A 17,904-nucleotide genomic window follows, 5' to 3' on the forward strand; every position below is an offset into this window, starting at 1 on the left:
GGCAAGCGCATGAGTCCTCGGGAGCTTAGTGAGCTAAGTGACCGAGGCGAAGGTGCGCAGACAACGCCGCTGTGGCGCGAAAGATGAAGGGGAAAACGGCTCCTGAATGTTCAGGGGCCGTTTCGTATTTTATAAGCTGCACCGCTGGTGTCTATCCACAGTGCAGTAACGCATTGATTATTAAGTAATGAGGCTTCAACAATGATACCTGTCGTCGCGCTGGTCGGGCGCCCGAATGTGGGTAAATCCACCTTGTTCAACCGTTTAACCCATACGCGTGATGCGCTGGTGGCGGATTTCCCGGGGCTGACGCGTGACCGCAAGTATGGTCGTGCTGAAATCGAAGGCAATGAATTCATCATCGTCGATACCGGCGGCATCGACGGCACCGAAGACGGCGTCGAAACGCGCATGGCCGGCCAGTCGCTGCTGGCGATCGAAGAAGCGGATATCGTGCTGTTCATGGTCGACGCCCGCGCCGGGCTGATGCCGGCGGATCAGGGCATCGCCCAGCACCTGCGCAGCCGCCAGAAGGCGACCTTCCTGGTGGCCAACAAGACCGACGGCCTGGATCCGGACACCGCCACCGCCGATTTCTACTCGCTCGGCCTGGGGGAAGTGTTTGCTATCGCCGCTTCTCACGGCCGCGGCGTGACCCAGCTGATCGAACACGTGCTGGTGCCGTTCGTGCCGGAAAAACCGGAGGACGTCGAACTGACCGAGGAAGAGGCCAACGCCGCTTACTGGGCTGAGCAAAACGGTGAAACGCTGGAAGGCGAAGAAGACGAAGAGCCGGAAGAAGCGTTCAACCCGCAGGATCTGCCGATCAAGCTGGCGATCGTCGGCCGCCCGAACGTCGGTAAGTCTACGCTCACTAACCGCATCCTGGGCGAGGAGCGCGTGGTGGTGTATGACATGCCGGGCACCACCCGCGACAGCATCTACATTCCAATGGTGCGCGACGAACGCGAATACGTGCTGATCGACACCGCCGGGGTGCGCAAACGCGGCAAGGTGACCGAAACCGTCGAGAAATTCTCGGTGATCAAGACCCTGCAGGCGATTGAAGACGCCAACGTGGTGCTGCTGGTGATCGACGCGCGTGAAGGCATCTCCGATCAGGATCTCTCGCTGCTCGGCTTTATCCTCAATAGTGGGCGCTCACTGGTGATTGCGGTCAACAAATGGGACGGCATGAGTGAAGAAGATCGCGAGCATGTGAAAGAAATGCTCGATCTGCGTCTGGGCTTCGTCGACTTCGCGCGCGTGCACTTCATTTCCGCCCTGCACGGCAGCGGCGTCGGCAACCTGTTCGAATCGGTACAGGAAGCCTACGAGTGCGCAACCCGCCGCGTAAACACCTCGATGCTGACCAAAATCATGCAGATGGCGGTGGACGATCACCAGCCGCCGTTGGTGCGCGGCCGCCGCGTGAAGCTGAAATACGCCCACGCCGGCGGTTACAACCCGCCGATCGTGGTGATCCACGGCAACCAGGTCAGCGATCTGTCCGATTCGTACAAGCGCTACCTGATGAACTACTTCCGCCGTTCGCTGAACGTGATGGGGACGCCGATCCGCATCCAGTTCAAAGAGGGTGACAACCCGTTCGCCGGTAAACGCAATCTGCTGACGCCAACCCAGATGCGTAAGCGCAAGCGCCTGATGAGCCACCTGAAAAAGAGCAAGTGATCGCTCATGAGGGGCGCGGCAGTGATGCCGCGCCCTTTTTTATTGGCCCGAAATCGTTTTATTATCTGAGGATTACCTCGCCTGCCTGAAGGAACACCATGTCCTGGGAAACCTGGAGTTTTGCGTTTAACGTCACCGTGCCGAATTTGCTGATGATGCTGCTGGGGATCCTGCTGCGCCATTGGCGCCTGATGGATGACCGTTTCGTCGACGGCGCGACCCGCCTGGTGTTCAATTTGGCGCTGCCGTGCCTGCTGTTTTTCAGCATCGCCACCAACCATCCGCAACTGCTTGGCAATCTGCCGCTGGTGCTGTTCGGCGCAGTCGGCACGCTGGCGACCTTCCTGCTCTTGGAGCTGGCGGCCAAGTGGCTGGTGAAAGAACCGCGTGAGCGCGGGGTGTTCGTACAGGGCGGCTTTCGCGCCAACACCGCCATCGTCGGTCTGGCCTACGCCATGACCGCCTACGGCAGCGAAGGCATTGCGCTCGCCTCGCTGTACCTGACCGTGACGGTGATCCTGTTCAACATACTGTCGGTCATCACCCTCACGCGCAGCCTGCAGGGCGGGCAGGGCAAGAAAATCAGCCACCTGTCGCTGCTGCGCAGCATCGTCACCAATCCGCTGATCATCGGCCTGGTGTGCGGGCTGCTGTATGCGCAAACCGGGCTGGGCATTCCGACCGTGATCCGCCAGACCGGCAGCTATATCTCCGCGCTGTCGCTGCCGTTGGCGCTGCTGTGCACCGGCGCCAGCCTGGATTTCCGCGCCATGTTCCGCTCGTCCAACGTGGCGGCGCTGTCGTCGGCGGCCAAGCTGTTTCTGGTGCCGTTCCTGATGACGCTGGCCGGCTGGTTGTGCGGGTTTCACGGCGCGGCGTTGGGCATCATCTTCCTGTTTTCCGCCACGCCGACCGCTTCGGGCAGCTATGTGATGACGCGCGCCATGGGCGGCAACGCCACGCTGGCGGCCAACATTATCGCTATCACCACCGTCGGGTCGTTCTTCACCACCGCGTTGGGGATCTATTTCTTGCGCTCATGGGGCGCGATTTAACCTGGGAGCCGTTATGGATGCGCATTGTCCGCACTGTCGTCAGACCATGAATTGGGTAGCGGGTCACTACCATTGTGCCGCCTGTCAGCGTGATTATCGGCAGCAGGCGAGCTGCCCGGAGTGCGGGCAGCCGCTGCAAGAGTTGAAGGCCTGCGGGGCGGTGGATTACCTGTGCCAGAACGGGCACGGGCTGATCTCCAAAAAACGGGTGAATTTCAGCTATCAGCCGCTGTAAGCCCTCACTCATCCACCTGGCCGGTTTTCCACAGATCCACCAGCGCTTGCGGCGCGCTGCTTTCCGGGATTAACAGCACGATCTCGGTGCTCAGGGTGGGGCTGGTGTAGTTGATCTGTACGCGGTAGTAGCGCTGGTCACCGCAGCCGGGGGAGTTGGGCTGGCCTTCTTCCTGCGCATAGGGCAGCGTCTGGTTCAGCAACTGATTCAGGCGCTGCCGCTGTTCCGGCGTGATATCGGCCAGCGCGATGCGGCGCTGGCCCGCCAGTTTGGGAATGTAGGCGAAGCCTCCCTCGCGCGCCAGCTCAATGACCGTATCCTGATTGAGCGTCGGCAGCGGTTTCATTATTCCACCCCCACCTGATGCCAGGCTTGCTGCACCTTGTCCGCCACGCTCTGGTCGAAACGCGCTTGCGCATGTTTCACCGTGGCGCGGGCGAAGGTGGCGAAGTCGGCATTTTGCGGCAGCGCTTTGTCGCACACCGTGTCATACCAGACGTAGCCGGCTTTCTCCCAGGCGAAGCCGCCGAGCGCCGTCGCCGCCAGGTAGAAGGCGCGGTTGGGAATGCCGGAGTTGAGGTGCACGCCGCCGTTGTCTTCCTTGGTCTGGATGTAATCCTTCATGCTGGCGGGCTGCGGATCTTTGCCCAGCAGCGGGTCATCGTAAGCGGTGCCGGGGGCCGACATCGAGCGCAGCCCTTTGCCTTTAATGCCCTTGGCGAGCAGCCCGGCGCCGATCAGCCAGTCGGCTTTATCGGCGGTTTGCTGCAGGTGGAACTGCTTGACCAACGAGCCGAATACGTCGGACAGCGACTCATTGAGCGCCCCGGACTGCTGGTAGTAGATCAGCCCGGCTTCACTCTCGGTCACGCCGTGCGCCAGCTCGTGGCCGACCACGTCGATGGCGATGGTGAAACGGTTGAAAATCTCGCCGTCGCCGTCGCCGAACACCATTTGTTGGCCGTTCCAGAAGGCATTCTGGTACTCCTTGCCGTAGTGTACGCTGCCGACCAGCGGCAGCCCTTGGTTATCCAGTGAGTTGCGGCGGTAGGCCTGCCAGAAGAAATCGTAGGTGACGCCGAGGTAGTCGTAGGCTTCGTCCACCGCCACATCGTGGTTGCTGGGCTGGCCCTCTTTGCGCACCGGTTTGCCAGGCAGTTGGGTGCCGTTCTGGGCGTCGTAGATATCGCGGAGCGCTTCGCCGGCTCGGGCGTTTTTCTCGGTCGGCGAACGCAGCGGCTTGTTGCCGAGCAGGCTTTGCACGTGGTTCAGGGTGTGCAGCGCGCAGTCGCGCTGCGGCGCGTTGCCGTGTTCAATGATGCGGCGCAGCATGTAGGGAGGAATGACGGAACGCATGCGCTGGGCTGGCATAGTGGCTCTCCTTAGGCAAAAAATTTTACCTCATCGAATGAATGCACTGTGCCTAAGTGTAGCCTACTCGTCATAAAGCCTGTGGTCATGCGTGCTCACCGCCGGCGCGGTCTTGTGCGGGCTGATGCGCCGCACCGAGGCGCGCACCGCCAGCCGGCCGTGCAGCAGCAGATTGCACGGCGGCGCGTCGGCGCGCAGCATGCGCCGCTGCAGCAGTTGGATCGCTTCGTAACCCAGTTCGTCGCGCGGCACCTGCACCGAGGTCAGCGGCACGTCATGGATTTCCGCCAGGTTGAAGCCGTCGGTGCTCATCACCGACACGTCGCCTGGCACGTTCAGCCCCCGCTTGTTGAGCGCCTTGACCGCCCCGACCGCCATGTAGTCGCCGCCGGCCAGGATCGCCGTCGGCAGCGGGGCGTGACCGTGGATGCCGTTGAGATAGGTGGTCAACGCCTGCTCGGCCTCTTCGCCGCCGAAGCCGGAGGTGGTGATCAGATGGCGGCCGTCGTCGAACGGCAGATGATGCCGGGCGTAGGCCTGCCGGATGCCCGCCAGCCGCAGCTCCATGGTGTGGCGGCGCAGACACTGCAGGTTGAGAATATGGCTGTGCCCCTGCTGGAACAGGTAGCTGGCGGAGTAATCGCCGATCAGCTGATGATCCGGCGAGACGCTGTCCAGCCGCATCTGCCGATCGCTGCAGTTGATCAGCACGCAGGGCTTGTGCAGATCGGCGGCCAGGGTGTGGATATGCTCGTCGTCGATGCCGATGATCAGCGCCGCTTCGGTGTGCGGATCGCTCATCTTTTCCAGAAACAGCGCGCCGTCGCTGTGTTGCTCTTCCAGCCCGCAGTAGCGGATGCGCACCTCGTGCTCCATCAGCGCGGCGGCAATGCCCTGAATGACCTTGTAGTAGAAGATGTCGGTGCGCACGTCGAACGCGCGCTGCGGTGCGAACACCATCACGTTGTTCAGCATCAGCCGGCCGCTGGAAATGCCCTGCAGAATGCCATTTTGTTGCGCACAGTCCAACACCTTGCGGCGCGCCTCGGCGCTGGTGTTGGCCTTGCCGGCCAGCACGCGGGAAACGGTGCTGATCGACAGCCCGGTTTGGCAGGCGATCTCCTGGATTTTCAGCTTTCCGTTCATTTTGTGATCTCCTTCAAATTCGTCCATGAGAATATTTTCACTGCGCATTTTCAGCGTCTTGACCGGATTTAACGGTCATTATGGCTATTTTTTCACCCGCCAGTGAAAATCTTTGCAAAAAACCCCGTTTCGCTGTGCGCTATCGCTGAGTAGTCTGCATTGGTACACCAATTTTAACGACCTGTCAGTCCAATTTTAACGGTGTGCGAAAAAGAAAACAAAAAATAAATCATGGGGTTGTGATGGACTGCCGGTCTGTTATGCGAGCGTTGGCCTGTGTTCACCGTCCCCTTTTGATAGCACAACGTACCCTACCAAAACGCGCGTCGCCGTAGCCGGCCGCCGCGGGGAGAGAACCGATGAGTGTGGAGATCAATCAGGCGGTCGCGCAGAGCGGCCGGCGCAAGTTCAAATCGCTGCGCTGGTGGATGCTGGCGCTGTTCTTGCTGGGCGTGACGGTCAACTACATCACCCGCAACTCGCTGGGCATTCTGGCGCCGGAGCTGAAATCCAGCCTGAACATGAGCACCGAGCAATATGCCTGGGTAGTGGCGTCGTTCCAGCTGGCCTACACAGTGTTCCAGCCGATCTGCGGCTGGCTGATCGACGTTATCGGCCTGAAGATGGGCTTTCTGATCTGCGCCGGCATTTGGGCGGTGGTATGCATGCTGCACGCCGGCGCCGGCAGCTGGCTGCAATTGGCCATTCTGCGCTTCTTCATGGGGGGCGCGGAGGCGGCGGCCACCCCGGCCAACGCCAAGGCGATCTCCGACTGGTTCCCGAAAAAGGAGCGGCCGATCGCCGCCGGCTGGGCGGGCGTCGGTTTCTCCATCGGCGCCATGCTGGCGCCGCCGATCATTGTCATCGCTCACGTCTCCTTCGGCTGGCAGGGGGCATTCCTGTTCTCCGGCGGGTTGGCGCTGATCTGGGTAGTGCTGTGGTGGCTGTTCTACCACTCGCCGCAGCAGCACCCGAACCTTAGCCAGCAGGAGTTGGATCTGATCCGCGAAGACAACGAGCCGGTGTTGCCGAAGCTGCCGTTCTTCACTTCGCTGGCCAGCCTGTGCAAGAACAAGAAGTTTTACGGCATCGCCATCCCGGCCTTTCTCGCCGAGCCGGCCTGGGCGGTATTCAGTTTCTGGGTGCCGCTGTACCTGGCCACCGAACGCGGCATGGATCTGAAACAGATCGCGATGTTCGCCTGGCTGCCGTTCCTGGCGGCAGATATCGGCAGCGTCGCCAGCGGCTATCTCACCACCCTGTACCGCAAATGGTTCGGCTGCAGCCGCGTCAACTCGGTGGTCGCCAGCTCGGTGACCGGCGCTTTCCTGATGGTGTCGCTGGCGTTCGTGGCGATCACCCAAGATCCCTATGTGGCGATCGCGCTGATCTCGATCGGCGGTTTCGGCCATCAGGTGATCTCCTGCATGCTCAGCGCGCTGGTGGTGGAGTCGTTCGATAAAAACCAGATGGCGACGGTCAACGGCATGCGCGGCTCCAGCGCCTGGATCGCCAGCTTCCTGTTCACGCTGCTGATCGGCGCGGTGTCCGACACCATCGGCTTCAACCCGCTGTTCATCGCGATGGGCTTCTTCGATCTGATCGGCGCTGTGTTCCTGATCGCCCTGATCGCCGAGCGTGGCGGTAAGAAAACCCCTTCACACAGCTAAGTGGAATATTTATGAAAACCTTGAAAAATTGGACGCTGGCGGCGCAGCATGCCGACCATGTCGAGCTGCTGGTCGATGAACGTCACCGTTTCTGTCTGTACGTGTTGGAAGACGGTCTGTTCCGCGTGTTGATCAAGCGCAACGGCGAGCTGGCGCTGGATCGCACCTGGAGCATCGCGCCGCAGGAGGATGTGCCTTGGGAAGGGCGCGAACGGCTCAGCGTCGCCGGCTTCAGCTTGCCGGGCTATCAGCTGCGCCAGGAGAGCGGTCGGCTGGTGGTCAGCACGCCGCTGCTGCGCGTGACGGTGCATCAGCCGCTGTGGTTGGAATGGGAGCATTGCAATGCCGCTGGCGAGTGGCGGCCGCTGGCGGCGGATCGGCCAACCAGCGCCTACCTGCTCAATGCGCACGGCGACGGCGTGGCGCACTACCAACGCCGCTTCGCCGATGAGCGCTATTACGGCCTGGGGGAGAAAACCGGCGATCTGGAGCGCACCGGCCGCCGCTTCGAGATGCGCAATCTGGACGCCATGGGGTACAACGCGGCCAGCACCGATCCGCTGTACAAACACATTCCGTTCACCATCACCCGTGGGCCGGAGGCGAGCTTTGGCCTGTTCTACGATAACCTGAGCAGCTGCTGGCTGGATCTGGGCAACGAGATAGACAACTACCATACGGCCTATCGCCGCTATCAGGCCGAAGCGGGCGATCTGGATTACTACCTGTTCCTCGGGCCGAAGGTATTGGACGTCACCAAGGCGTTCGTGCGCCTGACCGGCCGCACCCACTTCGGGCCGAAGTGGAGCCTGGGCTACAGCGGCTCGACCATGCACTACACCGACGCGCCGGACGCCCAGCAGCAGCTGCAACAGTTCATCGCGCTGTGCCGCCAGCACGCCATTCCCTGCGACTCTTTCCAGCTGTCGTCGGGCTACACCTCGATCAACAACAAGCGCTACGTGTTCAACTGGAACTACGACAAGGTGCCGCAGCCCAAGCTGCTCAGCCAGGCGTTTCACGACGCCGGCCTCAGGCTGGCGGCCAACATCAAGCCGTGCCTGCTGCAGGATCACCCGCAGTATCAGGCGGTGGCGGCGCAGGGGCTGTTTATCCGCGATTCGCAAAGCGACGCGCCGGAACGCTCCAGCTTCTGGGACGACGAAGGATCGCACCTCGACTTCACCAATCCGGCGACGGTGCGCTGGTGGCAGCAGGGTGTCACGCAGCAGCTGCTGGAGATGGGCATCGATTCCACCTGGAATGACAACAACGAATACGAAGTGTGGGACGGCGAAGCGCGCTGCCACGGCTTCGGGCGCCCGATCGCCATCAAGCATATCCGACCGGTGATGCCATTGCTGATGATGCGCGCCTCGATGGAGGCCCAGCAGCGCTTCGCGCCGCAGCGGCGGCCGTACTTGATCTCGCGCTCCGGCTGCGCCGGCATGCAGCGCTACGTGCAGACCTGGAGCGGCGACAACCGCACCAGTTGGCAGACGCTGCGCTACAACATCCGCATGGGGCTGGGCATGAGCCTGTCCGGGCTGTATAACCTCGGCCACGACGTCGGCGGCTTCTCCGGCGACAAACCGGACGCGGAGCTGCTGGTGCGCTGGGTGCAAAACGGCGTGATGCACCCGCGTTTCACCATCCACTCCTGGAACGACGATGCTACGGTCAACGAGCCCTGGATGTACCCGGGCGCCACCCCGGCGGTGCGCGAGGCGATCAACCTGCGTTACCGGCTGTTGCCGTATTTCTACACCTTGCTGTGGCAGGCCTGCACCGACGATGAGCCGATGCTGCGCCCGACCTTCCTCGATCACGAACAGGATGCGTGCACCTTCGGCGAGAACGACGATTTTCTGATCGGCCGCGATCTGCTGGTGGCCAGCGTGGTGGAACCGGGGCAACGTCGCCGTTCGGTGTATCTGCCGGATAACGGCGAAGGCTGGTACTGCTTCTACAGCGGCCAGTGGTTCGGCGGCGGCCAGACGGTGACGCTGGCGGCGCCGCTGGAGCGTCTGCCGCTGCTGGTGCGCGCCGGGGCGGCGCTACCGCTGTCGCAGCGGCTGGCGCATGTGGACGTGGCCGCCGACGATCGGCGCGAGCTGCGGCTGTTTCCGCTCAAGGGCTGCGGCGCAAGCAGCGGGCTGTTGTTTGAGGACGACGGTGAAAGCGAAGGTTGGCGGCAGGGCGATGCGCTGTGGCTGCGCTGGGAAATGCGCTGCGACCCTCAGCGCATCATGCTGGATATCACGACGGAAGGGCGTTTCCGCCCGGCCTGGCGCACGCTGCTACTCAGTCTGCCGGAAGGCGAAACGCGCGCGCTGTGGGTGAACGGCGAACCGGGCGAGCGTTTTACGCTGGAGTAAGGCTTACTCGGCCGCGCGTTTCTTGCGCGGCTTTTTGGCGACGGTGATGGTTTTCACCTCACTTTCCACCCAGCCGTCCTGCAGGCGGGTTTTCAGCAGTTCGCCGACCTGCGCCTGCTTGGTGGTTTTCAGCAGCTCGCCGCGCGGAGTTTGCGTCACGCTGTAGCCGCGCGCCAGCGTCGCCAACGGGCTGACGGTCTCCAGTTGGCTGCAGGCCACGCCGAAGCGCTGGCGGTAGGCGTTGAGCTGCCGCTCCATCGCCTGCTGCAGACGGTATTCCTGCTGCTGCACGCGCTGCTGGTAGCGGTGAATGCGGCCCTGCGGCTGCACCTGCGCCAGCCGCTGCTGGGCGCGTTCGCTGCGGCGGGCGGCCTGGCGCAACTGCTGCTGCATGCCGTCTTCCATCCGGCGCTGCAGCTTGAACAATAGCGTCTGCTGACGCGCCAGGCGCAGATGCGGATGCTGCTGCTGTAAACGGTGGTGAATGCGGGTGAACTGCTGCTGGCGCTGCGCCAGGTAGTAATCCATCGCCATCTCCAGCCGCTGCTGCTGCGACTGCAGCTGGCGCAACAGCTCAAGCTGATTGCGGCTGACCAGTTCGGCGGCGGCGGATGGGGTTGGCGCGCGCAGGTCGGCGACGAAGTCGGCGATGGTGACGTCGGTTTCATGGCCGACGGCGCTGACGATCGGAATGCGGCTGGCGAAGATCGCCCGCGCCACGCGTTCGTCGTTGAAGCTCCACAGATCTTCCAGCGAACCGCCGCCGCGGCCGACGATCAGCACGTCGCATTCATCGCGGCGGTTGGCGGCCTCGATGGCGCGCACGATCTGCATCGGCGCTTCCGCGCCCTGCACCGAGGTGGGGTAGATGACGATCGGCAGCGACGGATCGCGCCGCTGCAAGACCTGCAGAATATCGTGCAGCGCCGCGCCGCTGGCGGAGGTGATCACCCCGACGCGTTTGGCCGGCGCGGGCAGCGGCTGCTTGAACTGCTGATCGAACAGCCCTTCGGCGCTCAGGCGCTGTTTCAGCTGCTCGAACTGTTGCTGCAGCAGGCCGTCGCCGGCGGGTTGCATGCTCTCGGCGATCAGCTGGTAGTCGCCGCGCGGTTCATACAGCGTGATGCTGGCGCGCACCAGGACCTGCTGGCCGTTTTGCGGCCGGAAGGTGACGCGGCGGTTGCTGTTGCGGAACATCGCGCAGCGCACCTGGGCGCGATCGTCTTTCAGCGTGAAATACCAGTGGCCGGAGGCGGGCTGGGAGAGGTTGGAGATCTCGGCGGAGAGCCAAATCTGCCCCATTTCCCTTTCCAGCAGTTGGCGAACCGTCTGATTGAGGCGGCTTACGGTAAAAATGGAAGGCGAAACAGGTAGCGACATGTGACCCAGATCAAATTTCAAAACAATCACTTAATTGGTCGATACTACATGGCTGAAAAAGGTAATCAAGACTTTTTGTAAGAAAGTGCTGGAGGCAACCGATTCCGCTCTGTATAATGCCGCGGCAATATTTTATCTTTTTCACAGCCCACCCTGGTGAGATATTGCCCATGCTACGTATCGCTAAAGAAGCTCTGACGTTTGACGACGTCCTCCTGGTTCCAGCCCACTCCACGGTTCTGCCTAACACTGCAGAGCTCGGCACTCAACTGACCAAAACCATCCGCCTGAACATCCCTATGCTGTCCGCAGCCATGGATACCGTTACCGAATCCGGCCTGGCCATCGCGCTGGCGCAGGAAGGCGGCCTGGGCTTCATCCACAAAAACATGTCCATCGAGCGCCAGGCTGAAGAAGTCAGCCGCGTGAAGAAACATGAAAGCGGCGTAGTCACCGACCCGCAGACCGTTACTCCGGCCACCACGCTGCAGGAAGTGAAAGAGCTGACCGCGCGCAACGGCTTCGCCGGTTACCCGGTCGTTACCGAAGACAACGAGCTGGTCGGCATCATCACCGGCCGCGACGTGCGTTTCGTGACCGATCTGACCCAGCCGGTCACTGCGGTGATGACGCCGAAAGATCGCCTGGTCACCGTGAAAGAAGGTGAAGCGCGCGACGTGGTGCTGCAGAAGATGCACGAAAAGCGCGTAGAGAAAGCGCTGGTGGTGGACGACAGCTTCCACCTGCTGGGCATGATCACCGTTAAAGACTTCCAAAAAGCGGAACGTAAGCCGAACGCCTGTAAAGACGAGCACGGCCGCCTGCGCGTGGGCGCGGCGGTCGGCGCCGGTGCCGGCAACGAAGAGCGCGTCGACGCGCTGGTGGCGGCAGGCGTTGACGTCCTGCTGATCGACTCCTCGCACGGCCACTCCGAAGGCGTGTTGCAGCGCATCCGCGAAACCCGCGCCAAATACCCGGATCTGCAGATCGTCGGCGGCAACGTCGCGACCGCAGCGGGCGCCAAAGCGCTGGCTGAAGCCGGCGTGAGCGCGGTGAAAGTGGGTATCGGCCCTGGCTCCATCTGCACCACCCGTATCGTGACCGGCGTGGGCGTACCGCAGATCACCGCCATCGCCGACGCGGTGGAAGCGCTGGAAGGCACCGGCATTCCGGTTATCGCCGACGGCGGCATCCGCTTCTCCGGCGACATCGCCAAAGCGATCGCCGCGGGCGCATCCTGCGTGATGGTTGGTTCCATGCTGGCGGGCACCGAAGAATCTCCGGGCGAAATCGAGCTGTATCAGGGCCGTTCGTTCAAATCTTACCGCGGCATGGGCTCGCTGGGCGCGATGTCCAAAGGCTCTTCCGACCGTTACTTCCAGACCGATAACGCCGCCGACAAACTGGTGCCGGAAGGTATCGAAGGCCGCGTGGCCTATAAAGGCATGCTGAAAGCCATCGTGCACCAGCAGATGGGCGGCCTGCGCTCCTGCATGGGCCTGACCGGCTGCGCCACCATCGACGATCTGCGCACCAAGGCGGAGTTCGTGCGCATCAGCGGCGCCGGTATTCAGGAAAGCCACGTGCACGACGTGACCATCACCAAAGAGTCACCGAACTACCGCATGGGCTGATGCCTTAACCTCTCCTGAGTGAGAGGCCGGGGTGGGGCGCCAAGCCCCATCCCGAAAACATACATTTTCGCTCTTTTTCTCTTGTTGCTGGAATTCGCCTCACATGACACAAAATATCCATAAGCATCGCATCCTCATACTGGACTTCGGTTCGCAATACACCCAACTGGTCGCCCGCCGCGTGCGCGAAATCGGCGTTTACTGCGAACTGTGGGCCTGGGACGTTAGCGAAGCGCAGATCCGCGAATTCAACCCAAGCGGCATCATCCTGTCCGGCGGCCCGGAAAGCACCACCGAAGCCGGCAGCCCGCGCGCCCCTGACTACGTGTTCAACGCCGGCGTGCCGGTGCTGGGCGTGTGCTACGGCATGCAGACCATGGCGATGCAGCTGGGTGGCCATGTGCAGGGCTCCAACGAACGCGAGTTCGGCTACGCGCAGGTGGAAATCGTCAACGAGAGCGCGCTGCTGCGCGACATCGAAGACGCCATCAGCCCGGCCGGCAAACCGCTGCTGGACGTGTGGATGAGCCACGGCGACAAAGTGACCGCGATCCCGTCCGACTTCGTGACCGTCGCCAGCACCGACACCTGCCCGTTCGCCATTATGGCCAACGAAGAAAAACGCTTCTACGGCGTGCAGTTCCACCCGGAAGTGACCCACACCCGTCAGGGCCAGCGCATGCTGGAGCGCTTCGTACTGGACATCTGCCAATGTGAAGCCCTGTGGACGCCGGCCACCATTATCGAAGATGCGGTCGAGCGCATCCGCGAGCAGGTGGGTGAAGACCACGTGATCCTCGGCCTGTCCGGCGGCGTTGACTCCTCCGTCACCGCGATGCTGCTGCACCGCGCCATCGGCAAGCGCCTGACCTGCGTGTTTGTCGACAACGGCCTGCTGCGCCTGAACGAAGCCAAGCAGGTGATGGAAATGTTCGGCGACCACTTCGGCCTGAACATCGTTCACGTTGAGGCGGAAAACCGCTTCCTGACCGCACTGGCGGGCGTGGACGAACCGGAAGCCAAGCGTAAAATCATCGGCCGCGTGTTCGTTGAAGTGTTCGACGAAGAAGCCTGCAAGCAAGAGCAGGTGAAATGGCTGGCGCAGGGCACCATCTATCCGGACGTGATCGAATCCGCCGCTTCCGCCACCGGCAAAGCGCACGTGATCAAGTCGCACCACAACGTGGGCGGCCTGCCGAAAGAGATGAAGCTGGGCCTGGTCGAGCCGCTGAAAGAGCTGTTCAAAGACGAAGTGCGCAAGATCGGCCTGGAGCTGGGCCTGCCGTACGACATGCTGTACCGTCACCCGTTCCCGGGCCCAGGTCTGGGCGTGCGCGTGCTGGGCGAAGTGAAGAAAGAGTACTGCGATCTGCTGCGCCGCGCCGACGCCATCTTCATCGAAGAGCTGCACAAAGCCGACCTGTACAACAAAGTCAGCCAGGCGTTCACCGTGTTCCTGCCGGTGCGTTCGGTCGGCGTGATGGGCGACGGCCGCAAATACGACTGGGTGGTCTCCCTGCGTGCGGTGGAAACCATCGACTTCATGACCGCGCACTGGGCGCACCTGCCGTATGACTTCCTCGGCCGCGTCTCCAACCGCATCATCAACGAAGTGGACGGCATCTCCCGCGTGGTGTACGACATCAGCGGCAAGCCGCCGGCGACGATTGAGTGGGAGTAATCTCTTGGTTGGAATAGCTCGGTATTGACAGACATAAAGTCATAGCTAAGCCCGCATAATTGGACTGCACTCCAAAAGTTGAACACTCAACTTAGTAAGGTGCAGTTTTTTATGTCATCTAAAAGTACCTGATAAGATGCTATTCAATTAATATCATGAGGCGAACAAACTATGTCTCATTCGTACTCGGCAAAGCTGTGCGATGCTTCAAAGTCATAACACGCTCAAGATGATCGAAAGGGGGTCGGTGGTGTAACCTGCGATTCGGGAGGCTGTTGTCGAATGTAGAGGTCCTACGGAAGGATTTCGGCGGTAACACCTACAGGGGGAGAACCATGGAAACGTTCCACAATCCAGATCGATTTATGTCCGATCTGCGGCAAGTGCTGTCACAGGGAAGAAAACGTATTGGGATTCTTGTTGGCGCAGGTGCGCCGCTTGCAATACGTGTAAATAACAATAATGAGATAGACCCTAATGGAAATTCACTTATTCCGGGTGTAGAGGCGCTTACACAGCAGGCAATTTCTGGGCTGTCAGCAATTCAGACGGAGGCGGTCGAAGCGATAAAAGATAGTCTTGGAAGTACCGCTAATATTGAGTCCATTCTATCACGTATCCGTTTATTGGAGCAAGCTCTGGGAAAAACGGAAGTTCAGGGGTTAGACTCAGATGGTTATAAGCAATTAGGCAAGGAAATCTGTAAAAGAATTGCTGAGATCGTCGGTGTTTATTTGCCGAAAGACCGTAACGCATATTCCGATTTGATAGCATGGATTACTGGTACGGTTCGTTCTAATTCTGTGGAAATATTTACTACAAACTATGATTTTCTTTTCGAAGAGGCATTTGAAAGAGTCAGAAGTCCTTATTTCGACGGGTTTTCAGGAGGCAGTAAACCTTTCTTTGATCCGGTCTCTGTAGCAGGTGATGATTTGCCTGCTCGATGGGCAAAACTATGGAAGATGCATGGCTCACTTGGTTGGGCCTTGGAAGACGGGGCCGTTGTCCGAGGTCATGGACGAGAAGCTGCTGAGTTAGTTTATCCAGACCATTTAAAATATGATCTAACTCAAAAACAACCTTATTCAGCCCTCTTTGAGAGACTTAAACGATTTTTGCTTACGCCCGACTCCTTATTACTCACGATTGGATTTTCCTTTAGGGATGCACATATATGCGCGGTTCTTGATGAAAGCTTGGCGATGAATGCCAATACGGCTGTTTTGGCGTTTCAATACCAAGCTCTTGAAAAGGAAGAACCTGCTGTAAAATTAGCAAGTGACAGACCTAACCTGAGTGTCTACGCAGCAGATGGTGCTGTAATAGGAGGAGTTCCAGGAAAGTGGCGTCCGGGGGAGCTTCCCAAAAACTGGGGAAGTATCCGTAAGAGTTTTTGGGCATCGCGATGGCCTAAAGAGCCGGCTCTGTTTCTATTGGGAGACTTTGCAGCTTTTGCTCGTTTCTGTGCGTTAGCTCAAGCTAATGACTTGATAGTGCAGTCCTTGAAAAGAGATGAGCCAGACAAGGAGGAGGAGGAAGCTGGTAGCAGCAGTAGTAATGAGGTTGAGCTAAAGGACGGCCAAAATGAGTGGCAATGATCCGACATACTTAGGCGTCGTTAGTGCCGTTTCAGGTGCCACACTTACCGTAAAACTTGCTGAGTCCCTAGACTCAGGTTTTGCTGTCATCAATGGCCATACATACCGGGTTGGCCAAGTTGGCAGTTTTGTCAGAATACCTCAGGGCTATCAGGACTTATTTGGTATCGTTTCTGAGGTCGGCGCGACGGCCGCACCATCACAATCAGATATTTCCGGCGTCGACTCAGGCAGATGGATGACGGTTCAGCTTGCTGGTGAGACAGTCGGTGGCCAATTCGAAAGAGGATTAAGCCAGCATCCTAATATAAATGATTCAGTGCATTTAGTTACCGAAGCCGATCTAAGAAGAATATACGGTTCGGTCGGTGACGACCAAGTAGCTATAGGTCATCTCGCGAGTGCTGAAAATATTGAGGTACGCCTTTCTTTGGACGCACTTGTAACACGTCACTCCGCAATACTTGGATCTACGGGATCAGGAAAATCTACAACTGTTGCAAGTCTCCTACGGTCAATAATTCGTAAAGATGAAAATCCGGGTTCACCTGGTGCTCGCATACTGATGCTCGATATTCACGGTGAATATACGAAAGCGCTAGAGGATGTGGCGGTGGTTTTCAGTGCTACCCCCAGCCAAGGTCAAGAGCCGTTATTTGTTCCTTATTGGGCTTTAGAGGCTGGTGAGCTTTTAGATTTCATTACTGGAGGATTATCCGATGCCCATGAAATTGCCTTCACAGATAAAATAGCGGAGTTAAAAGATAAGAGTATTATAGCGCATCCAAGAGCAGGTATTGACTCCAGAACACTTACCGTGGACAGCCCTGTTCCATTTAGTTTGAAACAACTTTGGTATGAGTTGGTTGATTTTGAAACCACCACCTATGTTGGAGTAAATCGTGACGAACCTGCGCTCGAAGAAGAAGGAGACGCAGACATTTTAGTTGCACCAAAATACCAAACTCACGCGTTGGGAGCCAAGGGACCATTCACCAACACAGCAGCCAAAGGTATCCGAAGACCGCTAAATTTGCTTCGTTCCCGTTTACTAGACCGCCGCTATGACTTTCTTCTTCACCCGGGAGATTGGGAGCCAGAGCTTACGGGAACGGTCAAGAATGATCTTGACAAACTCTTGGAAGGTTGGCTTGGTCACGATAAACAAATTACTATATTAGATTTGTCTGGCGTTCCCAGCGCAGTTCTAACACGGCTCATCGGTTCTATTTTACGTATTGTTTATGAAGCGCTTTTTTGGAGCCGCGAAAAATCGGAAGGGGGAGTAGAACGCCCACTTTTAGTCGTAATGGAAGAGGCTCATCGTTATCTAGGGCCTGATGCCGGGACGGTTGCTTCTGAGGTGGTAAAGCGTATAGCAAAGGAAGGACGAAAATATGGTGTAGGCGCTATGATTGTGTCCCAACGGCCTGCAGAAGTAGATGAGACCGTCTTATCCCAATGCGGTACGATCATCGCTCTTCGGTTATCAAATCCCATAGACCGCGCGCGCGTGAAAGGAACTTTGCCAGACAACCTAGCTGGGTTGATGGACCTTTTACCTGTCTTGCGAACTGGCGAAGCAATCATCACGGGAGAGGCTGCCCGCCTTCCTGTACGCTGTCGCATTGCTTTGCCTCGACAAGTTCACCTACCTAGGAGCAACGATCCCAAGGTAACCCAAGCTTGGGCTAGGAGGCGCTCAGCCGAAGGATATGACCGAGTGGTTGCCTCTTGGCGTAGTCAGCAGACTAATGCAGTTGTCCAAAAACTTGAAATCACCCGTTTACCAATCGAAGACGAGCCTGAGGAGGGCTAAATATGCACCGCGACGCCGTATCATCGTCAAATATTATGTCAGCTGGTTATGACTCAGCCAGTGAAACCATGGAAATCGAATTCAAGGATGGAGCCGTTTACCAATACTATAATGTTAACGAGCATCTTTACGAGCAATTTAAATCAGCTCCCTCTAAAGGGCAGTTCTTTAATATATATATAAAAAATGCGGTTCCCTTCTCGAGAGTTTGATTAACCAAATCGGGCTGCCTCATACGCAGC

At 59.0% G+C, this 17,904-nt stretch carries 14 protein-coding genes; 10 read left to right on the forward strand and 4 right to left on the reverse strand.

Annotated elements, in window-relative coordinates:
• Window positions 1–201: 201 nt before the first annotated feature.
• The 3 genes from der to ACMGGK_RS05010 all read left to right on the forward strand — a co-directional run bounded on the left by der (window position 202) and on the right by ACMGGK_RS05010 (window position 2,982).
• The gene (gene der / locus ACMGGK_RS05000; protein WP_015378774.1) at window positions 202–1,692 is read left to right on the forward strand and encodes a ribosome biogenesis GTPase Der; all 1,491 of its coding nucleotides are present in this window, start codon (window positions 202–204) and stop codon (window positions 1,690–1,692) included.
• Between the two features lie 98 nt (window positions 1,693–1,790).
• Window positions 1,791–2,747, forward strand: a complete 957-nt coding sequence (locus ACMGGK_RS05005) for an AEC family transporter (RefSeq protein WP_048795796.1) — start codon at window positions 1,791–1,793, stop codon at window positions 2,745–2,747.
• 13 nt (window positions 2,748–2,760) lie between these two features.
• On the forward strand, window positions 2,761–2,982 hold the full coding sequence (locus tag ACMGGK_RS05010) for a zinc ribbon domain-containing protein (protein WP_028127372.1): 222 nt from the start codon (window positions 2,761–2,763) through the stop codon (window positions 2,980–2,982).
• Window positions 2,983–2,986: 4 nt separating this feature from the next.
• On the opposite strand, the gene ACMGGK_RS05015 is transcribed toward ACMGGK_RS05010, so the two are convergent.
• The 3 genes from ACMGGK_RS05015 to ACMGGK_RS05025 all read right to left on the reverse strand — a co-directional run bounded on the left by ACMGGK_RS05015 (window position 2,987) and on the right by ACMGGK_RS05025 (window position 5,499).
• Window positions 2,987–3,328, reverse strand: coding sequence for a protealysin inhibitor emfourin (locus ACMGGK_RS05015; protein WP_016929750.1), 342 nt, complete (start codon window positions 3,326–3,328; stop codon window positions 2,987–2,989).
• Window positions 3,328–4,353 (reverse strand): M4 family metallopeptidase, encoded by a 1,026-nt coding sequence (locus ACMGGK_RS05020; protein ID WP_033639624.1) that lies wholly within the window; start codon window positions 4,351–4,353, stop codon window positions 3,328–3,330. Before ACMGGK_RS05020 ends, ACMGGK_RS05015 begins: the two co-directional genes overlap by 1 nt.
• A 63-nt stretch (window positions 4,354–4,416) precedes the next feature.
• Entirely contained in the window at window positions 4,417–5,499 is a 1,083-nt protein-coding gene (locus tag ACMGGK_RS05025; RefSeq protein ID WP_420276732.1) for a LacI family DNA-binding transcriptional regulator, read from the reverse strand.
• A gap of 359 nt (window positions 5,500–5,858) precedes the next feature.
• Here ACMGGK_RS05025 and ACMGGK_RS05030 point away from each other — a divergent pair, with 359 nt between their 5' ends.
• Entirely contained in the window at window positions 5,859–7,169 is a 1,311-nt protein-coding gene (locus tag ACMGGK_RS05030; RefSeq protein ID WP_420276733.1) for an MFS transporter, read from the forward strand.
• A gap of 11 nt (window positions 7,170–7,180) precedes the next feature.
• Window positions 7,181–9,547 (forward strand): TIM-barrel domain-containing protein, encoded by a 2,367-nt coding sequence (locus ACMGGK_RS05035; protein WP_117287436.1) that lies wholly within the window; start codon window positions 7,181–7,183, stop codon window positions 9,545–9,547.
• Window positions 9,548–9,550: 3 nt separating this feature from the next.
• Here the strand turns inward: ACMGGK_RS05035 and xseA are convergent, their stop codons facing one another.
• On the reverse strand, window positions 9,551–10,927 hold the full coding sequence (xseA, locus tag ACMGGK_RS05040; RefSeq protein ID WP_115436747.1) for an exodeoxyribonuclease VII large subunit: 1,377 nt from the start codon (window positions 10,925–10,927) through the stop codon (window positions 9,551–9,553).
• Between the two features lie 170 nt (window positions 10,928–11,097).
• Between xseA and guaB the strand changes: the two genes are divergently transcribed.
• From guaB to ACMGGK_RS05065, 5 genes are all read left to right on the forward strand, one after another.
• Complete coding sequence (gene guaB, locus ACMGGK_RS05045) at window positions 11,098–12,561, forward strand: IMP dehydrogenase (protein ID WP_004941460.1); 1,464 nt, start codon at window positions 11,098–11,100, stop codon at window positions 12,559–12,561.
• Window positions 12,562–12,664: 103 nt separating this feature from the next.
• Window positions 12,665–14,242 (forward strand): glutamine-hydrolyzing GMP synthase, encoded by a 1,578-nt coding sequence (gene guaA / locus ACMGGK_RS05050; RefSeq protein ID WP_015378768.1) that lies wholly within the window; start codon window positions 12,665–12,667, stop codon window positions 14,240–14,242.
• 335 nt (window positions 14,243–14,577) lie between these two features.
• On the forward strand, window positions 14,578–15,843 hold the full coding sequence (locus tag ACMGGK_RS05055; protein ID WP_420276734.1) for an SIR2 family protein: 1,266 nt from the start codon (window positions 14,578–14,580) through the stop codon (window positions 15,841–15,843).
• A complete protein-coding gene (locus tag ACMGGK_RS05060; protein ID WP_420276735.1) occupies window positions 15,830–17,662 on the forward strand; it encodes an ATP-binding protein in 1,833 nt (610 codons plus the stop codon). The genes ACMGGK_RS05055 and ACMGGK_RS05060 overlap by 14 nt, the downstream gene beginning before the upstream one ends.
• Before the next feature lie 2 nt (window positions 17,663–17,664).
• The gene (locus ACMGGK_RS05065) at window positions 17,665–17,874 is read left to right on the forward strand and encodes a KTSC domain-containing protein (RefSeq protein WP_038434469.1); all 210 of its coding nucleotides are present in this window, start codon (window positions 17,665–17,667) and stop codon (window positions 17,872–17,874) included.
• Window positions 17,875–17,904: the final 30 nt, after the last annotated feature.

Source organism: Serratia sp. BNK-33-b, from assembly GCF_048684565.1.
GTDB classification, from domain to species: Bacteria; Pseudomonadota; Gammaproteobacteria; order Enterobacterales; family Enterobacteriaceae; genus Serratia; species Serratia marcescens.

What these genes read in the sequence shown, in the direction of transcription:
- ACMGGK_RS05055 (WP_420276734.1), top strand. Translation starts at nt 14,578, where the DNA reads ATGGAAACGTTCCACAATCCAGATCGATTTATGTCCGATCTGCGGCAA.
- ACMGGK_RS05020 (WP_033639624.1), bottom strand. Translation starts at nt 4,353, where the DNA reads ATGCCAGCCCAGCGCATGCGTTCCGTCATTCCTCCCTACATGCTGCGC.
- ACMGGK_RS05060 (WP_420276735.1), top strand. Translation starts at nt 15,830, where the DNA reads ATGAGTGGCAATGATCCGACATACTTAGGCGTCGTTAGTGCCGTTTCA.
- guaB (WP_004941460.1), top strand. Translation starts at nt 11,098, where the DNA reads ATGCTACGTATCGCTAAAGAAGCTCTGACGTTTGACGACGTCCTCCTG.
- ACMGGK_RS05005 (WP_048795796.1), top strand. Translation starts at nt 1,791, where the DNA reads ATGTCCTGGGAAACCTGGAGTTTTGCGTTTAACGTCACCGTGCCGAAT.
- ACMGGK_RS05010 (WP_028127372.1), top strand. Translation starts at nt 2,761, where the DNA reads ATGGATGCGCATTGTCCGCACTGTCGTCAGACCATGAATTGGGTAGCG.
- der (WP_015378774.1), top strand. Translation starts at nt 202, where the DNA reads ATGATACCTGTCGTCGCGCTGGTCGGGCGCCCGAATGTGGGTAAATCC.
- ACMGGK_RS05015 (WP_016929750.1), bottom strand. Translation starts at nt 3,328, where the DNA reads ATGAAACCGCTGCCGACGCTCAATCAGGATACGGTCATTGAGCTGGCG.
- ACMGGK_RS05030 (WP_420276733.1), top strand. Translation starts at nt 5,859, where the DNA reads ATGAGTGTGGAGATCAATCAGGCGGTCGCGCAGAGCGGCCGGCGCAAG.
- ACMGGK_RS05025 (WP_420276732.1), bottom strand. Translation starts at nt 5,499, where the DNA reads ATGAACGGAAAGCTGAAAATCCAGGAGATCGCCTGCCAAACCGGGCTG.
- ACMGGK_RS05035 (WP_117287436.1), top strand. Translation starts at nt 7,181, where the DNA reads ATGAAAACCTTGAAAAATTGGACGCTGGCGGCGCAGCATGCCGACCAT.
- ACMGGK_RS05065 (WP_038434469.1), top strand. Translation starts at nt 17,665, where the DNA reads ATGCACCGCGACGCCGTATCATCGTCAAATATTATGTCAGCTGGTTAT.
- guaA (WP_015378768.1), top strand. Translation starts at nt 12,665, where the DNA reads ATGACACAAAATATCCATAAGCATCGCATCCTCATACTGGACTTCGGT.
- xseA (WP_115436747.1), bottom strand. Translation starts at nt 10,927, where the DNA reads ATGTCGCTACCTGTTTCGCCTTCCATTTTTACCGTAAGCCGCCTCAAT.